Genomic DNA, 15,896 nt, shown 5'->3' with positions numbered 1-15,896 from the left:
CAACCTTGTGGTTTGGTGGAGTTCCGCTTCTTGCAACTTGACTGTCGGGTCTTGGGAATGCCGACAGGCTGATCCCTGCCCGTCGCGGGCTTGTGCGGCCGTCGTCGAGCCTGCAAGGACTGTCATCGGCCAGGCATGGCCGCAAGTTTCCTCCCTGCGACCAAGTCACACAGAGAATCCAGGATACCGCTCGCCTAGAAGGCCTCTTGGACATCCCCATGTGCATCGCGCCTAACGGCTTGGGGCGGAATGCCAAACCCCCGCGTGAAGGCGTCGCGCAAGTGGCGGCGATCGCGAAAGCCGGTCTCTTTGGCGATCACGTCAAACGGATGCCGGCTCTGCTCGATCATGAGCCGCGCCGCCTCCAGTCGTAGCCTTTCCACGGCTTTTGCAGGGGACTGTCCCGTTTCGAGTGTGAAGACACGACTGAACTGCCGCGGACTCAAGTGGGCTGCTTCGGCCAACTCCTCGACGCTCAGCGGGCGGCCCAGGTTCTGGCGTGCATAGTTCAACGCGTTCTGGATGCGATCGGACTTCGGTGCCAGGTCGAGCATTTCGGAATGCTGCGACTGGCCGCCGGCCCGGCGCTGATGCATGACCAGACCATGCGCCACTGAACGGGCCGTGTCCTCACCCAGATCCTTTTCCACCATCGCAAGCGCGAGATCCAGACCGGCTGTCATGCCGGCGGAAGTCCAGATCGAACCGTCGACGATGTAGATGCGGTCTTCTTCCACACGGATGTCCGGAAAGCGTTTCTGCATTTCGCGCGCGTACGCCCAGTGCGTTGTGGCGCGCCGGTCCGCCAGCAAACCTGCTTCCGCGAGCACGAATCCGCCGGTACAGATGCCGGCAATGCGTCGCGCACGATGCCCGGCCTTGCGCAGGAATGCGAGAACGCCGTCGGGCGCCGGCGAACCGAGCGGATCGTTGACCCCGGCAACGAACCACGTGTCCACCTCGAGCCGCCCGCGCAATGACCGCGTCCCCACGGGCATGCCGAGCGACGAACGCACCTCGCCGCCATCCACCGAGAAATTGCCGAGCGTGTAGAACGCCTCGCCCACCGTGAAGTTCGCGTACTCGAAAACCGACTGCGGCGCGAGCGCCATGATCTGGAAGCCGTCGCTGAGCAGAAAGCCGATCCGGTGCATGTCCGTCCTCCGTCACGTCATGGCATAAATCATAACCATATACGTCATTTAAGTCACGCCAGGGCGAGGCCAGAATGCATCCACGCATTGACCAGCCCCCTCACAACGGAGTGACACCATGACTCAGACACATCTAGGTACAGCCCTCGTTACCGGCGCATCGTCGGGCATCGGAGCGATCTACGCCGACCGCCTCGCCCATCGGGGTTACGACCTCATCCTGGTTGCCCGCAACCGAGACCGGTTGACCGCCCTCGCGAACCGCATCACGAACGAGACGCGCCGGAGCGTCGAAATTATCGACGCCGACCTCAACGCCCCCTCGGCACTCGTCGCCGTCGAAGCGAAGCTGAAACAGGACGCCAGCATCACGCTGCTGGTGAACAACGCGGGAGTCGGTACGCACACTCCCCTGCTCGGCAGCGAGGTCGACGCGATGACGCGGATGATCGACTTGAACGTGACTGCGCTGACCCGCCTTACCTACGCCGCCATCCCCGGTTTTGTCGCGCGTGGCAAGGGCGCGATCATCAACATTTCCTCGATCGTCGCGATCGCCCCGGAGACGCTCAACGGTGTCTACGGCGGCACCAAGGCCTTCGTGCTCGCTTTCAGCCAGTCGCTGCACCACGAACTTGCGGACAAGGGCATACAGGTGCAGGCCGTGCTGCCCGGTGCGACAGCCACCGATTTCTGGCAGACCGGCGGGCTGCCGCTGGAGCATCTGCCCAAGAGCATCGTGATGTCGGCCGACGACATGGTCGACGCGGCGCTGACGGGCTTTGACCGTCGCGAGCTCGTGACGATCCCGTCGCTGCACGCCGGCGAAGAGTGGGAGGCCTATGAGGCCGCGCGGCAAACGATGTCCCCGCACCTGTCCAGCAATGTCCCCGCGCCGCGCTATGCCGCTGCACGCTGAATCCCCCAACTCGACCTCGCACCCGATCCCACCGGCTGTCGGCCCATCCGCCGCGCAGACCGTATCGACACCCACCCATCGGCTGCGCGGCCCCCATTTCTTATCGAGGACCATGTTATGGCGACGACCACCCCTGAGAAGAACAAAGCGATCGTGCTCGAAGCGTTCGATACCCTTTTCAACAAGCATGACTACGAAGCCGCTGCGCACTTCTGGTCGGATAACTACCTCCAGCACAGCGCCCACATCCCACCGGGACGCGGAGGTCTGTTTGACCTAGTACGGAGTCTTTCGGCGGACTCGCGCTGGGAACACGGCCCCATCGTCGCTGAAGGCGACTACGTGACGGTTCACAGCCGTTACTCGGGCGGTGGAGCCCCCAGCGCCCTGATCGCGATCGACATCGTGCGAATGGAAGACGGCCGGTTTGCAGAGCACTGGGACGTCTGGGAAAGCGAAGTCACTGCCAGCGAATCCAAAAGCGGTCTGCCCATGTTCGGCACCAGCTTTCCGGCGTAACGAAAATGCGGCATCGACGCCGAATCCTCAACTCGCAAAAAAGGAGAAGCCCATGAATACGAAGTCATCTCAAGAAGTCACTTCGATCTCGATCGAAGCCGCACGGAAGATCGTGGCCCCTCTTTACGAAGCTCTCAACGAGCCAAGCAAAAAGGATGTAGACGACTTGTTGGCCAAAGCCACCAATCCAGACTATCGATCCTACTCGACCAATAGCGAGTGGATTTCGCGCGAGCAGCTCGCTGGCGTTTTCAAGATGATGGGATCGGTCGTCCCGGATCTTCGCTGGACCGTGGAGGACATCCAGACCATCGGTGACCAGATCATCGTGCGAGGCAGAGCCACCGGAACACCCACGGACGAATTTTGGGGGGCGAAACCGACGGGCAAGAGCTTCGACACGATGGCCATCGACATCTTCACTGTGAGGAATGGAAAGCTGGCCACTGCCTATCATGTCGAGAACTGGGCCGGAGCGTTGCAGCAGATTGCCGGATAAACAGGCTGAATCTCGGATGGAGAGTTACAAGAGCCCCGAAGGAGACTCCTTCGGGGCTTTTTGTCCGCACGCCTAAAACAAATCAGGTGCGGCCATTTGCACCGCCATGACTGGCCGATTGGCAGGTACTTCTCGTCCCAGCGCTTCTCGTACTCGGTCAACCGCAGCTCGGCCTCCCCAGCGGTTTGTTCAAAGCATTGAAGGACACACGCAACTCTTCCGCGCTCCGATAGCTCCATGAGCGCTTCGCGGCCCCCTAGCCTGCTGCCTTCACCTTCAATACAGCTCCGAGGAAGCGTCCGACGATCTCCGGCAGCATCGGCTCGACGGGGAGCGTGTAGTGGGTGGTGTTCGGCACGATGGCGAGCTGGTTTGCGGGCCGCAGGGAGCCATCGATTCCGGCATCGCGCTGGCCGCCTCCCAGCGCCTTCCAGAACTCGACCATGTGTTCGGGCCGGATGGCGTCAGCATCGGCAAAGACCAGCAGTGTGCGTGTGTGAAGCTTGGCGACGTCGGCGCTCCAGTCGAAGGAGCGTTTGGTCAGATCACCGACCTTCCTGAAGAGGTTGGTCCAATCGACATCGGGATAGGCCTTCCCTAACGGCGATGCCTTGACGCCAGGGCCGAACGTGGCCGCGTTGGCCTCCAACTGTTTGAAGGCCGCCACCCCCTCCGGATAAAAGCCGTCCTGCCTCATCGTTGCGGACACGAGCACGAGCCGGTCGACCACGTCCGGATGGCGGATAGCGGTCTGCAGCGCCACGCCGGCGCCCAGCGAGTAGCCCATGACATCGGCCTTGCCGAGCTTCAGGTGGCCGATCAGGGCCGCGATGTCGTCAGCCATCGTTTCACTGCGCAGTGGCCTGTCAGTGTCTGGCGTGCGCCCATGGGCCTGGAGATGGGGGGCGATGACCTTACGGCCCTTGGCCAGTTCGGCAAGGTTGCTGCCGAAGCTGTCTGGATCGATGCCACCGTGGAGAAGGATGAGCGGCTTGCCGGCGCCATGCACGGTGTAAAAGAGATGCTGGCCATTGACGTCGGCAAAATTCTCGTTCGACATGGCGAGAGTCTTCTTGGCTTGAACAGGAAGGACCGCAGTCAGCACTGCGGTCGCCATGGCAGTCTTCAGGAAATCGCGTCTGAGCATATCGTCCTCCCGTGGCGCCTGACTGGCCGGCGCAGCGTGATCGTGTGTTACACCGATACGCCGGCCGCTGTGGTGTGGTTACGATCTGCCTGCGAGCAACTCATCCAGCTGCGCGAACTGCTCGGGCAGGCCTTCCGCCGAACCGGCGAGCGCTTCCTCGAGGGCTGCTGTTGTGGGATAGAGTTCGTGGAAGGTAACCAGCGTCTTGCCGTCATTTTCTTCGAACGTCACCGTGGTCACGGCGCCCTGATCGCTATCTTCGTTCGTCCATACGAGACGCTTGTGCGGCGTTACTTCCTTGTACGTGCCGAAGAACGCCATCGGTTGATCGAAGGCCGGATGGCTGAACACGAGGCGATACGTGCCCCCGGTGCGAATATCCATGTCGCACGAAAGCAGCGACATGCCCACCGACTTCGGAACCCACCACTGCTTGAACAATTCGGGCTTGCTCCACGCCTCGAAGACGAGGTGCACTGGGGCATCGAACGTTCGCGTCACGACGAGTTCGCGGTCGGACTTGCGTTTCACGGCAGTGTGGTTCACTGCGGCGGAACTACCTTCTTTTACGTTGGGCATCTGCCTTCTCCTCGCGTTTCAAGTGTTCGACAAGCTCGTCCAGCGCGTCGAAACGTGCGCTCCAGAGCTGGCGGTGCTGCTCGATCCAGGCGACCTCTTCTTCCAGCCGGCGCAGCCCGAGCTTGCAGGTTCGTACGCGCCCCACCTTCTCCGTGGTCACCAGCCCCGCCTGCTCCAGGAGGTTGACGTGCTTTTTCATGCCCGTAAGGGTCATGTGAAACCGTTGGGCAAGGTCGGTGACTGAGGCGTCTGAATTCCCCAGTTGCTCCAGCACGCCGCGTCGGGTGACATCGGAGAGCGCGGCGAACGTTCTATCGAGGCGGGCTTGATAGTGAACCATATGGTTCACTGTAGAACGTGCGTGCGTGATTCGCAAGGGGAATGACCCACGGGTACACATCGTACGTAGCTCCTCTGCCGCTCTGAACCCAAACGGCGCATGCCGAGCGAGGGCAAAGCTCCGACCGGCGGCTTTGTGGCAGCCAGATCAAGACGTCGGATGACTCCTTGGAATCGAAAACAGACGCTGGCCCTACCCGCGATAACCTGCCCTAATCGACAGCGGACACACACGCAGCTGACCTGCAAGCGTTGCCTCGGGTTGGGCAGGGCCGCCCACGCGAAAACACGGAATCCCTGGTCTTGCCAACGGCAAAGAGACTGCTCCGCACTCTCAAGTCCCGTAGAACTCAATCCCATGGTGGCACCGCGCTGGCAGCGGGGCATCGGGTGCCGTAATGCGTAACCTGCCTGCCGGCTTGTCGCGGAATTCGCTGAGCAACGCTAGCTCGGTGTTGATCTCTTCGAACCGTAGCGCGATGACGCGCAGCACGTGCGCGCCCGACATGCCGAGCTTGACCGCGGCACGGGTAAAACGGCGCTCCCTCGACACCGCGGCAAAAATCGCGAGCTGGTCGTAGCTCTCGGTCGAGATTTATCCGATCCAGTTATCAACCCGAGCCTCATGGACAAACCAAAACTGCCGCCGGCGCAGTGGATGCATTGAGCGCCATCAACGCATCCATGCGCAGCTCGTGATCGCCGATGCGTCGTCGAGCAAAGAGAAGCCCAGGCGAAAACGCATGCCCGCCGGCAAGCTGGGAGCGAGCGGCTCGGCCGTCTCCGCCTCGATCGTGCCTGCGCTCGCTTGGGCGCGGATGATTTTCAGCGCACCGAAATCGAAGATCCGGCCAACAGTCGCCGCCGCGGCCTTGTAGAAGCTTTCCTTGGCGGAGAACGCGATCGTCAGCGCCATCGGCAAGCCGACGCCGCGCGCGAGTTCGTCCAGCGCGTGCCGTTCTGAGGCATCGACTACCGACTGGACGATCGCGTCGAGGGCGCTTGCCGAGACCACTCGTTCGATATCGATGCCGACGCCACGCACCGCGCCGTCGCGCAAAGCCACGGCTGCCGCGATGCGGGCGGCATGGGTGATGCTGCCGGTGTAGCCTGCCGGCCATGCCGGTGCACGGGACGGTCCGATGGCGAGATCGACCGCGCGCACGCCGGCTTCGGTGAGCGCGGCGACGGCAGCGCGCCGGCCGGCGAGGTATTCGGCCCTGCGCTTGGGCACGCCGCGGGCCACGGATGATGGGCAGGCGATGCCGAAACGGGAAAAGTGCGTGTCGTCGCCTTCGTCGGCATCGAATGCCAACAGGAACGCATCGGGCAGGCCTCCCGGATGCCGCGCCAGCGACAGGCGTCGCAAATCAGGCCTCCACTTGTGTCAGCACGATCTCGTTCTGCCGGCGCCTCACCGCCACCCATATCCGCCAGAAATACAGAATCCCGATCCCCGCCTCGAACGAGGAGCCGACAACCCAGGCCACAGGCAGATATTCGGCATCGCCGATACGACCGAGCGTCATCAGGTAGATCGTGGGAATGCTCAGCACCCACATCATCACGAAGCGCACCGCGAACAGAAACCGCGTAAGACCGAACGCCTCCAACACCGCCTGCCCGGTCATCGAGAACGCGAAGGCCAGCGAATACGTCCACAGCACCTTCGAGGTCGCGACCGCCGCGTGGCGGATCTCCTGAGGCTTGTCGACAAGCCCGAACGGATCGAGCAGCACGCTTGGCGTAACAATCTGCAGGTAAGCGGTGAACGCCACGTAGACCAGTTCGAGAGCGAGCGTGACGAGCAGAATCCTCGGCACCTGCTCGAACTCGCCCTGCCCCAACGCATTCCCGCACAGCACGCTACAGCCGATACCCAGGCCCAGCAGCGGGATCACGCCGATATAGCTGACGGTGAGGTTGACGTTGTTGGCGGCCAACGCGATCGCGCCGAGCCCGGCGATGATCCAGATAAACGCCGCATTGCCGAAATTGCCGATCCCCGCCGTCACGCCCAGCGCGATGCCCTTCCTGATCCGCGGCACCAGGTCGCCACGATGAATCCCGCGCGTCGCCACCAGCCGCCGCACATCGCTCCACACTTCCTTGGGCAGGTAGGCCACATAGATCAGCGTGATCGCCAAGGTGCCGGCCAGCGTACCGAGCGCCGAGCCGCGCACGCCCAGTTCCGGCAGGCCGAAGCGGCCGAAGACCAGGCCGATGGTCGCCACGATGCCCACGGCCTGCCCCACCAGCCCGGCCACCAGCGTGATGCGGGTCTTGCCGATGCCGTTGAAGTACGACGACAAGGCCATGTTGAAGGTCATCGCCGCGCCGAAGTACGCCGACCAGTAGAGGAACTGGGACTCCAGCCGGGTCAGTGCAAGCGGCCGGTCGCTCAGCGCGGGAATCCACGCCATCAGCGGCGCCAATAACCACAGCAGCACCGCGAAGACGACGCCGACGACGATGCCGATGGCGGCCTGCCAGGCGGCATCCGCATGGCCCGAGCGGCCGTAGGCCTGCGCGACGCAGGAGCGCGAGAAGCCGACCACCGCCACGAAGAAGCCGACGATCGCCATCGCCGTGTAGACCGCGGGGCCGGAGGCGGCCAGCGTATCGCTGGAATACCTCGCCAGGCAGATCCGATCGACCAGCATCATGATCAGGTTGCCGATCATGGAACCCATCAAGGGCAGCGAGACGTGCAGGATCCGCCTGGCGATCTGCACGTTGGATGTGGGCACGGCGGCGTTCAACGGACCTCCCCTGCCGGCGGCACGCGCAACTTCAAACGCACGGGCACCGAGCTGGGCGCCATGAAAAAGTTCAGCAGCTCCTTCGCCGGCGGCGCCTTGGGATCGGGCTCCAGTTCGAAGTTGCGCATGATCATCGCGACCACGACCCTGATCTCGGTCAGCGCCAGGAAGCGTCCCGGACACAACCGCGCGCCGCCGCCGAACGGAAACAGCTTGCGGCTGGGATCCTCCTCGTCCGGGTTGCGCAACTCTGCAATCCAGCGTTCGGGCCGGAACCGCTCGTGTCCGGGGAACTGCGCTTCGTCACGCCCCTCGCCTGCCGTCGCAACAATGATGGCCGTGTTCTTCGGAATGAAGGTATCGGCGACGACGCAATCGGCATTGGCGGTGAGCCCGAGATACGGAGCCACCGCTTTCAGTCGCTGCGTCTCGCTGTGCGCTGCCTCCAGATAAGAGAACGCCTTCAGCTGCTCCCACTCGCGCGGCAGCGGCGCGGCGCCGAGCACCTGATCCACCTCGGCGGCCAGCGCGGCAGCGGCGGCCGGGTTCTGCGCCAGCAGGCAGAGCATCCAGGCGATCGAGTTGGCGGTCGTGTCCTCGCCGCCGATCACGCTCAGGATCGCGTTGGCGACCAGCTCCTCATCCGTGAACTCGGATTCGGGATCCTCGCTGGCCGCGATCATGGCCTCCAGCATATTGGCGGGCTTGCGCTGCTGTTCCCGCTGCTGCTCCATGCGCTCGCGTGTGTGGCGGATGAACTCCACCACCCTCTTCTCGATGTCCGCAAATGAGCGCTCGGCCGCGCGATCCACCGGCAGTTTGAAGTAGCGCCAGTACGGGAACGCCGCGGTGGTGCGGTTGCCCAGGCGCTGGAATATGTTGTCGATATCCCGCTGCAGTGGGTCGCCGTCCTGGTTCACCGCATCGATGTCGTGGCCCATGGCGATGCCGACGATGGTGTCTAGCGCCATCGCCTTGAGGTCGCGGCGCAGGTCCACGGTGCGGCCTTCGGCCAGTGCCACTTTCCAGCGCTCCAGCATCCGCTCGGTCAATGTGACCATCTTCGGGAAGAAGTTGCGGATCACCTCCGCGTTGAGCCCGCTCATCACCAACTTGCGCTGCTTTCGCCAAGCGGCACCCTCGGCGGTGAACACGCCGCCGATGTGCAGCTCGTTCATGACCTGCTTCAGGCCGCCGTTGCGCCGGAACCCATCGGGGCGTTCGCGCATCACGCCATGCGCAGTGGCCGCGTCGGAGACGATCACGATAGTGTGGCCGAACACTTGCAGCCGGAACATCGGCCCGAACTCGCCCACCCAGGCGGTGAACTTCTGATGCATCTGCCGGCCGCTGAGTTGCAGCGCATTGCCGGCGAAGGGCTGGCCTTTCGGACTGGGCAGGTCTTCGATGCGGCGCGTGTAACGCAGCTCGGCGGGCGCTTCCGCGGTCAGGCCGAGTTCGTCCGAGGCGATCGTTTCGTTCATGGCATTTCCCTCTTGGCGATTACGCTTGGGCGATCACGGGTTGGCGGCGGTGAAGGAGAGGTTCGGTGCGTAGCGTGCGATCCGAACCGAGATATCCCGCGCGAGCTTTTCGACCAGCGGTGCCTTGACGATCGACAGGTGTGAACCGCCGATCCTCGACACCTCCAGATGCCGGCCCAGCAACTCGCGCCAACCCAGCGCGACGTCCTCGCCTTCGCGCCGATCCGCCGCGAAGTACGTCACCGGCAACTGCGCCACGGGCGGCCGATAATCGTCGGCCGCGCGGCCGCACGCTTCGTACAGCGCCGCCGTGCTCCGCACCTGCTCAGCGTCCACGCCGGGCGGCACCAGTGCAGCGCTCAGGCAAAGCGCAACCACGCCGTCGAGGTCACCGCGCTGGGCTCTCGCCATCAATTCGGCGTACGCGGGATGGCGGCGCCAATCACCGGCCAGGTTCAGATCGAGCAGCCAGTTCAGCAGCGCGCGGCAGCCATCGTGCTTGACCGGATGTTCGTCGCGCTGCTTCGCGCGCACCGACGGGCCGCTGGTGTCGATCATGCCCACGAATTGCACATCCTCGCCCGACGCCAGCAGCCGGTGGGCGATCTCGTAGGCAACCATGCCGCCCAGCGACCAGCCGGCCAGCAAGTAGGGACCGGACGGCCGTACTTCGCGGATGGCGCCCAGATAGGTCGACGCCATGTCGTCGATGCTCGCTTGCGGCGTTTCGCCCACCGCCAGCCCATACACGGGCTGATTGGCGTCCAAGTGCTGCGCGAGGTCGAAGGCATACTGCACGCCGCCGCCGATGGGATGGATCAGGAACAGCGGCGCCGCCGAGCCCTTCGCGCGGATCGGCACCAGATTCGGATGCATGCCACCCTGCTTGCGCGCGTCGACAAACGCCGCCAGCGCGCCCAGCGTGGCATGCGAGAACAGGTCGCGCAGCTCGATCTCGGCGACGTGGCGCTTGCGCAACTGCGAGACCAGCTGCGTTGCCAGCAGCGAATGGCCGCCCAGTTCGAAGAAATCGTCGGTGAGGCCGACCTTCTCCACCTTCAGCAGCTCCGACCACACCGCCGCGATGGCCTTCTCCGTGGTAGTGCGCGGCGCGATGTGCTCGGCCTCGTCATGCGCCATTTCAGGCGCAGGCAGCGCCTTGCGATCGACCTTGCCGTTGGAAGTGAGCGGCATTACCGGGAGCGGCACGAAGTACTCCGGCACCATGTAGTCGGGCAGCGTTTGCGCCAGGGTCCGGCGCAGCATGGCCGGGTCCGGCAAGACCTGGCCGTCGTGAGCCACCAGGTAGGCCACCAGGCGCGGGATGCCGCGCTCGTCCGGCCGAGCCAGCACCACCACGTCGCGCACAACGTCCAGCGCCGCCAGCGTCGACTCGATCTCGCCGAGCTCGATGCGCAGGCCGCGGATCTTCACCTGGTGGTCGCTGCGGCCGAGATACTCGATGGTGCCGTCCGGCAAGTAGCGCGCGAGATCGCCCGACAGATACATGCGCGCGCCCGGCGTCGCACTGAACGGATTGGGGATGAAGGTCTGCGCGGTCAGGTCCGGGCGATTGACGTAGCCGCGCGCGAGGCCGACGCCCGCGATGAACAGGTGCCCCACTACACCCACCGGCACCGGATTGAGGAAGTCGTCGAGGATGTGGATCTGGATGTTGGCGATCGGCTTGCCGATCGGCACGCAGTTCAGCGCGCTGTCCTTGCGGCACTGCCAGTAGGTGACGTCGACCGAGGCTTCCGTCGGGCCATACAGGTTGTGCAGCTCCACGTGATCCCAGGTGGTGAAGAAGCGCTGCTGCAGATCCAACGGCAGCGCCTGCCCGCTGCACATCACCTGGCGCAACGAACGCCCGCTGCCGGGTTCCACCTCGTTGAGGAAGACCTCGAGCATCGGTGGCACGAAGTGCGTGGTAGTGATGCCTTCGGCGTCGATCAGGCCAGCCAGGTAGGCCACGTCCTGGTGGCCGCCGGGCTTGGCAACGACCAGCGTGGCACCTTCCAGCAGCGGCCAGAAGAACTCCCACACCGAGACGTCGAAGCTGAAAGGCGTCTTCTGCAGCACGCGGTCGGCGCCGGTCAGCGGATAGGCCTCCTGCATCCATTGCAGGCGGTTGACGATGCCGCGGTGGTCGATGCCGACCCCCTTGGGCTTGCCGGTGGAACCCGAGGTGTAGATCACGTAGGCCAGGTGACCCGGCTGCGTAGCGTTGACGGGATTGCCGGCATCTTCGCCGGCCCACATCCCGGTGTCGCCGTCGAGGCAGAGCACCGGCACACCGGGCACTGACGGCGCCGCATGGCGCAGGTGCTGCTGGGTGAGGATCGCGGCGGGAGCTGCATCCTCCACGATGGTCGCCAGGCGGTCGGCCGGATAAGTGGGGTCCAGCGGCACGTAGGCGCCGCCAGCCTTCACGATTGCGTACAGGCCCACGATCATTTCGATCGAGCGCTCGGTGCACAGGCCGACCAGCACGTCGGGTCCCACGCCGAGACGGCGCAGGTGACGCGCCAGGCGATTGGCTCGCGCATTGAGCTCGGCATAGCTCAGCGACGCGCCTTCATACACCACCGCCGCATGGTCGGGGCTGCGCGCCACCTGCGCCTCGAACAGCTGGTGCAGCGTGTGCGTGTCCGGCCCCACGCGCGGATAGACCTTCGCGGTGTCGTTGAAGCCGTAGACGAGATGCCGGCGCTCGGCCTCGCCCATCATGCTCAGCTCGCCTACGGGGCGCTCCGGCTCGGCCACGATCGCCTGCAGCAAATGCGTGAAATGACCAGCCATCCGCTCGATCGTGGCGCGGTCGAACAGGTCGGTGTTGTACTCGAAGCTGCCGTACAGGCCTTGCGGGCCTTCGCTCAGTGTCAGCGTGATGTCGAACTTGGCGGTCACCGTCTCGTGCGGCACCAGCTCCAGCTCCAGCCCCGGCAACGCCAGGTTGAGCGGCGAGTTCTGCAACACGAGCATCACCTGGAACAGCGGCGAGTAGCTGGTATGGCGCTCGGGCTGCACCGCGCCCACCAGTTGTTCGAACTGCACGTCCTGGTGCGCGTAGGCGTCGAGCGTGGCGGCGCGTACCTGTTTGAGCAGATCGGTAAATCCGGCGCGCATATCCACCTGGGTGCGCAGCACCAGGGTGTTGACGAAGAAGCCGATCAGGTCTTCGATCTCGCTGCGGTTGCGGTTGGCGATCGGCGTACCGATGCAAATGTCGGTCTGGCCGGAATAGCGGGCCAGCAGCACGTTGAAGGCGGCGCACAGGGTCATGAACAAGGTGCCCTGCGACTTGCGGCTCAGCGCATGCAGCTTCGCGCCAAGCTCGGCCGGGAGAGCGTAGGCCAGTGCGGCACCATCCTGGCCCTGCGTGAGCGGGCGTGGACGATCGGTCGGTAGGGTCAGCAGTGTCGGACTGCCGGCCAGTTGTTTCTTCCAATAACCCAGCTGGCGTTCCAGCACCTCGCCGCTCAGCCACTCGCGCTGCCAGCGGGCGAAATCGACGTAACGCATCGGCAGCTCGTGCAGCGCCACCTCGGCGCCAAAACTGCGATGGGCGTAGAAGGCGCCGAGCTCGCGCACGAGGATGCCCATGGACCAGCCGTCGGAGACGATGTGATGCATGCTCAACAGCAGCAGATATTCCTCGTCAGCCAGCCGCAGCAGGCTGCCGCGCACGAGCGGGCCGCGTTGCAGGTCGAACGGCGTGCGCGCTTCGTCGAGCATCAGCCAGTGCGTCTTCGCCTCGCGCTCCTTCGGCGCGACGCCACCCAGGTCGTGCAGCACCAGCGGCAGTTCCAGATGCGCGGCGATGTACTGCAGCGGCGTACCGTCCACGCTGCCGAAGTGCGCGCGCAGAGCGTCGTGGCGGGCGACAACGTCGTTGAGGGCTCCCTCCAGCGCGGCAGCATCCAGCCTGCCCTTCAGGCGCACCGCGGCGGGGATGTTGTAGGTGGGGTTATGCCCTTCCAGCTGATCGAGGAACCACAACCGTTGCTGCGCGAACGACAGCGGGAACGCCATGTCCGCTGAGGTGTCCGGCGCTGCCTGCGGAAACTCTGCTGCAGCGGGTGCCGGCGCGAGCTTGCCAAGGTGCTGCACGAGCGCGTCCACGGTAGGCGCTTCGAGAATCGTGCCTACCGGCAGATCCACCCCGAACTCGTCGCGAATCCGCACGGCCAGCTGCGTCGCCAGCAAGGAATGGCCGCCGAGCTCGAAGAAATCGTCATCGAGAGCAACCGACGGGCGGCCCAGCAGCTCGCACCAGATGCGCATCATGGTCTGCGCGGGATCGGCCATCCGGACCTCGCACGCCACGGTAACCGGAACGTTCGTCCGCACGGCCCCCGTCGCCGGAAGCGCTTCCGGTGCGTCGGGATAGCGCACGTTCGTCCAGCACCGCTCGCGCGCGAACGGATAGGTCGGCAGGCTGATCCGCTGCGGCCGCACCGCACCCTCGTAGAGCCCGTTCCAGTCAAACGCGAAGCCCTTCACCCACAGATCCAGCAGCCTGCCGTACTTGCCCTTGGCGACCCAGGCCTGCACGGTCACCTGCATATCCTCGTCGTCAGCGAGCGCGGAGAAAGCGCTGCGTTTCGCCTGGCCCTGATAAAGGTCGTCGACGTCCTTGCTGCCGGCGACGAACGCCGTCAGCTTTGCGTGCAGATCGTCGAGCGATTCCACCAGCAAGGCCAGCCGCTCCTCCATCGCCTCGCGCCCTACCTGCAAGGTGTAGGCGAGGTCCGCCAACACCATGTCGGTAGCGCGCCGCTCGGGAGCCAGCGCCGCCGCCAGTCGCTCGGCACGCGCCTTGAGGCGTTCGGGATCGTGCGCCGAAAGCACGATCATGGCGGGACCGGCTGGCTGGCCTACGCGGCCCGGCGATGCCGGCTCGACGTACTCCTCGATCACCAGGTGAGCATTCGCCCCGCCCGCGCCGAACGAGGAAATGCCTGCACGCCGCGGAAACTCATGGCGGCGGCCGTCGATGTCGAGCTGCGGACGCGGCCACGGAGCGAGCGCCTGCTGCACGAAGAATGGCGTGTCGGCGAAGCGGATTTCCGGGTTGGGCGTCGACGCATGCAGGCTCGGCGCCAGCATCCGATGCTGCATCTGCATCAGCACCTTGCTGAGCGCAACGAAGCCGCTCGCGCTCTCGCTATGACCCACGTTCGACTTGGCCGAGCCAATCGCGCAGAACTGGCGGTCCTGCGTCCACTGGCGGAACGCCTTGGCCAGGCCGGCCACTTCGATGGAGTCGCCCAGGTGGCTGCCGGTGCCCTGCGCTTCCACATAGCTCACGGTGCGCGCATCGACGCCGGCGCGGCGCAGCGCGTCGGTCACTAATTGCGCCTGCAAGTTCGGGTTCGGCACGAGGTAGGCATGGGTCTTGCCGCCCGAGTTGATTGCGCTGCCCTTGATCACGCCGTAGATGTGATCGCCATCGGCCATCGCGCGATGCAGCGGCTTGAGCACGAAGGCGCCCACCGCTTCGGCGTCGACAAATCCATCGGCTCCGGCCGCGAAGGATTTGCACTTGTCGTCGGCGGAAAGCATCGCCATCGAGGCCAGATCGATCAGTTGGGTAGGCGCGACGATCAGGTTCACACCACCCGCGATCGCCACCTCGCTGTCGCCGCTGCGCAGGCTTTCGATCGCCAGGTGGATGGCGGTCAGCGACGACGAGCAGGCGGTATCGACTGCCAGGCTCGGCCCCTGGAAATTGCACAGGTGCGCAATACGGTTGGCGATCGACCAGAAGCGCGTACCGGTGGCGTAGTGCTCATTGGTGACGCCGACGAAGACACCGATCTTGCGCGTCGCACCGAGGTTGGCGGCGGTGTAGCCCGCGTCCTCGATGCTCGCGTGCACCTCCTGCATGAACAACCGCTCCTGCGGGCTCATCAGGCGCGCCTCGGCCGGCGCAATGTTGAAGAACAGGCGATCGAAGCCCTGTACGTCGTCCAGCAGTCCGGCGTAGCGCGTGTACGTCTTGCCTGGCTGGCCCTTGCGCTCGTCGAAGAAGCGGCCATGCTCCCAACGCTCCGTGGGCACTTCCGTCACGCTGTGGCGTCCGGCGGCGAGGTTGTCCCAGAACTGGTGAACATCGTTCGCGCCGGGATAGCGGCCCGACATGCCGACGATCGCCACGTCGAACGGCGCGGCTACGGCAGGAACACTGGAGATGGTGGTTGCTACCGGCAGCACCTCCGCCGCCGCCGGCACGCTCGCATGGACTGCCGCCGCAGACAGCGCCTCGTGCACGGCGGGCGGCGTCGCGGCGAGGCCCGTCCAACGGGCCAGCGCGTCCGCATCGGTCCGCATGAAGTGATCGACCAGTCCATCGATATCGTGATGCTCGAAGAACAGCGTCGCGCCGATGGCCTCCATGCCGAACACTTCACGCAACGAGTCGGTCAGCTCCATCACCAGAATCGAATCGAGACCGTATTCGTCGAAACCGACGCTCGCCCCGATCGCCT

General features: G+C 64.8%; 12 protein-coding genes (1 of these 12 cut by a window edge). 3 read left to right on the top strand and 9 right to left on the bottom strand.

Annotated elements, in window-relative coordinates:
* Positions 1-194: 194 nt before the first annotated feature.
* Positions 195-1,154 carry a GlxA family transcriptional regulator gene (locus BUA26_RS13165; RefSeq protein ID WP_072761276.1) on the bottom strand — a complete coding sequence of 320 codons (960 nt, stop codon included), beginning with the start codon at positions 1,152-1,154 and terminating at the stop codon, positions 195-197.
* A 118-nt stretch (positions 1,155-1,272) separates the two neighbouring features.
* On the opposite strand from BUA26_RS13165, the gene BUA26_RS13160 reads away from it, so the two are divergent.
* From BUA26_RS13160 to BUA26_RS13150, 3 genes are all read left to right on the top strand, one after another.
* Positions 1,273-2,073 carry an SDR family NAD(P)-dependent oxidoreductase gene (locus tag BUA26_RS13160; protein WP_072761275.1) on the top strand — a complete coding sequence of 267 codons (801 nt, stop codon included), beginning with the start codon at positions 1,273-1,275 and terminating at the stop codon, positions 2,071-2,073.
* Positions 2,074-2,190: 117 nt separating this feature from the next.
* Positions 2,191-2,592: a nuclear transport factor 2 family protein gene (locus BUA26_RS13155; protein WP_072761274.1), complete on the top strand. Its 402-nt coding sequence runs from the start codon at positions 2,191-2,193 to the stop codon at positions 2,590-2,592.
* Positions 2,593-2,644: 52 nt separating this feature from the next.
* Positions 2,645-3,091: an ester cyclase gene (locus BUA26_RS13150; RefSeq protein ID WP_072761273.1), complete on the top strand. Its 447-nt coding sequence runs from the start codon at positions 2,645-2,647 to the stop codon at positions 3,089-3,091.
* 256 nt (positions 3,092-3,347) lie between these two features.
* Here the strand turns inward: BUA26_RS13150 and BUA26_RS13140 are convergent, their stop codons facing one another.
* The 8 genes from BUA26_RS13140 to BUA26_RS20155 form a co-directional block, all read right to left on the bottom strand.
* Entirely contained in the window at positions 3,348-4,238 is an 891-nt protein-coding gene (locus BUA26_RS13140) for an alpha/beta fold hydrolase (protein ID WP_255368332.1), read from the bottom strand.
* Between the two features lie 78 nt (positions 4,239-4,316).
* Positions 4,317-4,817, bottom strand: a complete 501-nt coding sequence (locus BUA26_RS13135; protein WP_072761271.1) for an SRPBCC family protein — start codon at positions 4,815-4,817, stop codon at positions 4,317-4,319.
* Entirely contained in the window at positions 4,795-5,157 is a 363-nt protein-coding gene (locus BUA26_RS13130; protein ID WP_072761270.1) for an ArsR/SmtB family transcription factor, read from the bottom strand. Before BUA26_RS13130 ends, BUA26_RS13135 begins: the two co-directional genes overlap by 23 nt.
* A 333-nt stretch (positions 5,158-5,490) precedes the next feature.
* Entirely contained in the window at positions 5,491-5,721 is a 231-nt protein-coding gene (locus tag BUA26_RS20830; RefSeq protein WP_343124226.1) for a hypothetical protein, read from the bottom strand.
* Between the two features lie 108 nt (positions 5,722-5,829).
* On the bottom strand, positions 5,830-6,525 hold the full coding sequence (locus tag BUA26_RS13120; protein WP_072761268.1) for a 4'-phosphopantetheinyl transferase family protein: 696 nt from the start codon (positions 6,523-6,525) through the stop codon (positions 5,830-5,832).
* A 1-nt stretch (position 6,526) separates the two neighbouring features.
* Positions 6,527-7,906 carry an MATE family efflux transporter gene (locus BUA26_RS13115; RefSeq protein ID WP_218587822.1) on the bottom strand — a complete coding sequence of 460 codons (1,380 nt, stop codon included), beginning with the start codon at positions 7,904-7,906 and terminating at the stop codon, positions 6,527-6,529.
* Between the two features lie 8 nt (positions 7,907-7,914).
* A complete protein-coding gene (locus BUA26_RS13110) occupies positions 7,915-9,402 on the bottom strand; it encodes a cytochrome P450 (protein ID WP_072761267.1) in 1,488 nt (495 codons plus the stop codon).
* Positions 9,403-9,435: 33 nt separating this feature from the next.
* On the bottom strand, positions 9,436-15,896 hold the end of the coding sequence (locus tag BUA26_RS20155) for a non-ribosomal peptide synthetase (protein ID WP_072761266.1). 25,642 nt of this gene lie beyond the right edge of the window; the window shows 6,461 of its 32,103 coding nt (coding positions 25,643-32,103); the start codon falls outside the window, past its right edge — the gene reads right to left on this strand; its stop codon occupies positions 9,436-9,438.

The organism is Rhodanobacter sp. OK091, assembly GCF_900142825.1.
GTDB lineage: Bacteria > Pseudomonadota > Gammaproteobacteria > Xanthomonadales > Rhodanobacteraceae > Rhodanobacter.
The sequence above is the reverse complement of the archived record's forward strand: the minus strand, read 5'-3'. Positions and strand labels throughout refer to the sequence as shown.

Excerpts from the sequence above, each read along its gene's own strand:
- BUA26_RS13160 (WP_072761275.1), top strand. The coding sequence starts at position 1,273 with ATGACTCAGACACATCTAGGTACAGCCCTCGTTACCGGCGCATCGTCG.
- BUA26_RS13165 (WP_072761276.1), bottom strand. The coding sequence starts at position 1,154 with ATGCACCGGATCGGCTTTCTGCTCAGCGACGGCTTCCAGATCATGGCG.
- BUA26_RS13110 (WP_072761267.1), bottom strand. The coding sequence starts at position 9,402 with ATGAACGAAACGATCGCCTCGGACGAACTCGGCCTGACCGCGGAAGCG.
- BUA26_RS13155 (WP_072761274.1), top strand. The coding sequence starts at position 2,191 with ATGGCGACGACCACCCCTGAGAAGAACAAAGCGATCGTGCTCGAAGCG.
- BUA26_RS13130 (WP_072761270.1), bottom strand. The coding sequence starts at position 5,157 with ATGGTTCACTATCAAGCCCGCCTCGATAGAACGTTCGCCGCGCTCTCC.
- BUA26_RS13150 (WP_072761273.1), top strand. The coding sequence starts at position 2,645 with ATGAATACGAAGTCATCTCAAGAAGTCACTTCGATCTCGATCGAAGCC.
- BUA26_RS13140 (WP_255368332.1), bottom strand. The coding sequence starts at position 4,238 with ATGCTCAGACGCGATTTCCTGAAGACTGCCATGGCGACCGCAGTGCTG.
- BUA26_RS13135 (WP_072761271.1), bottom strand. The coding sequence starts at position 4,817 with ATGCCCAACGTAAAAGAAGGTAGTTCCGCCGCAGTGAACCACACTGCC.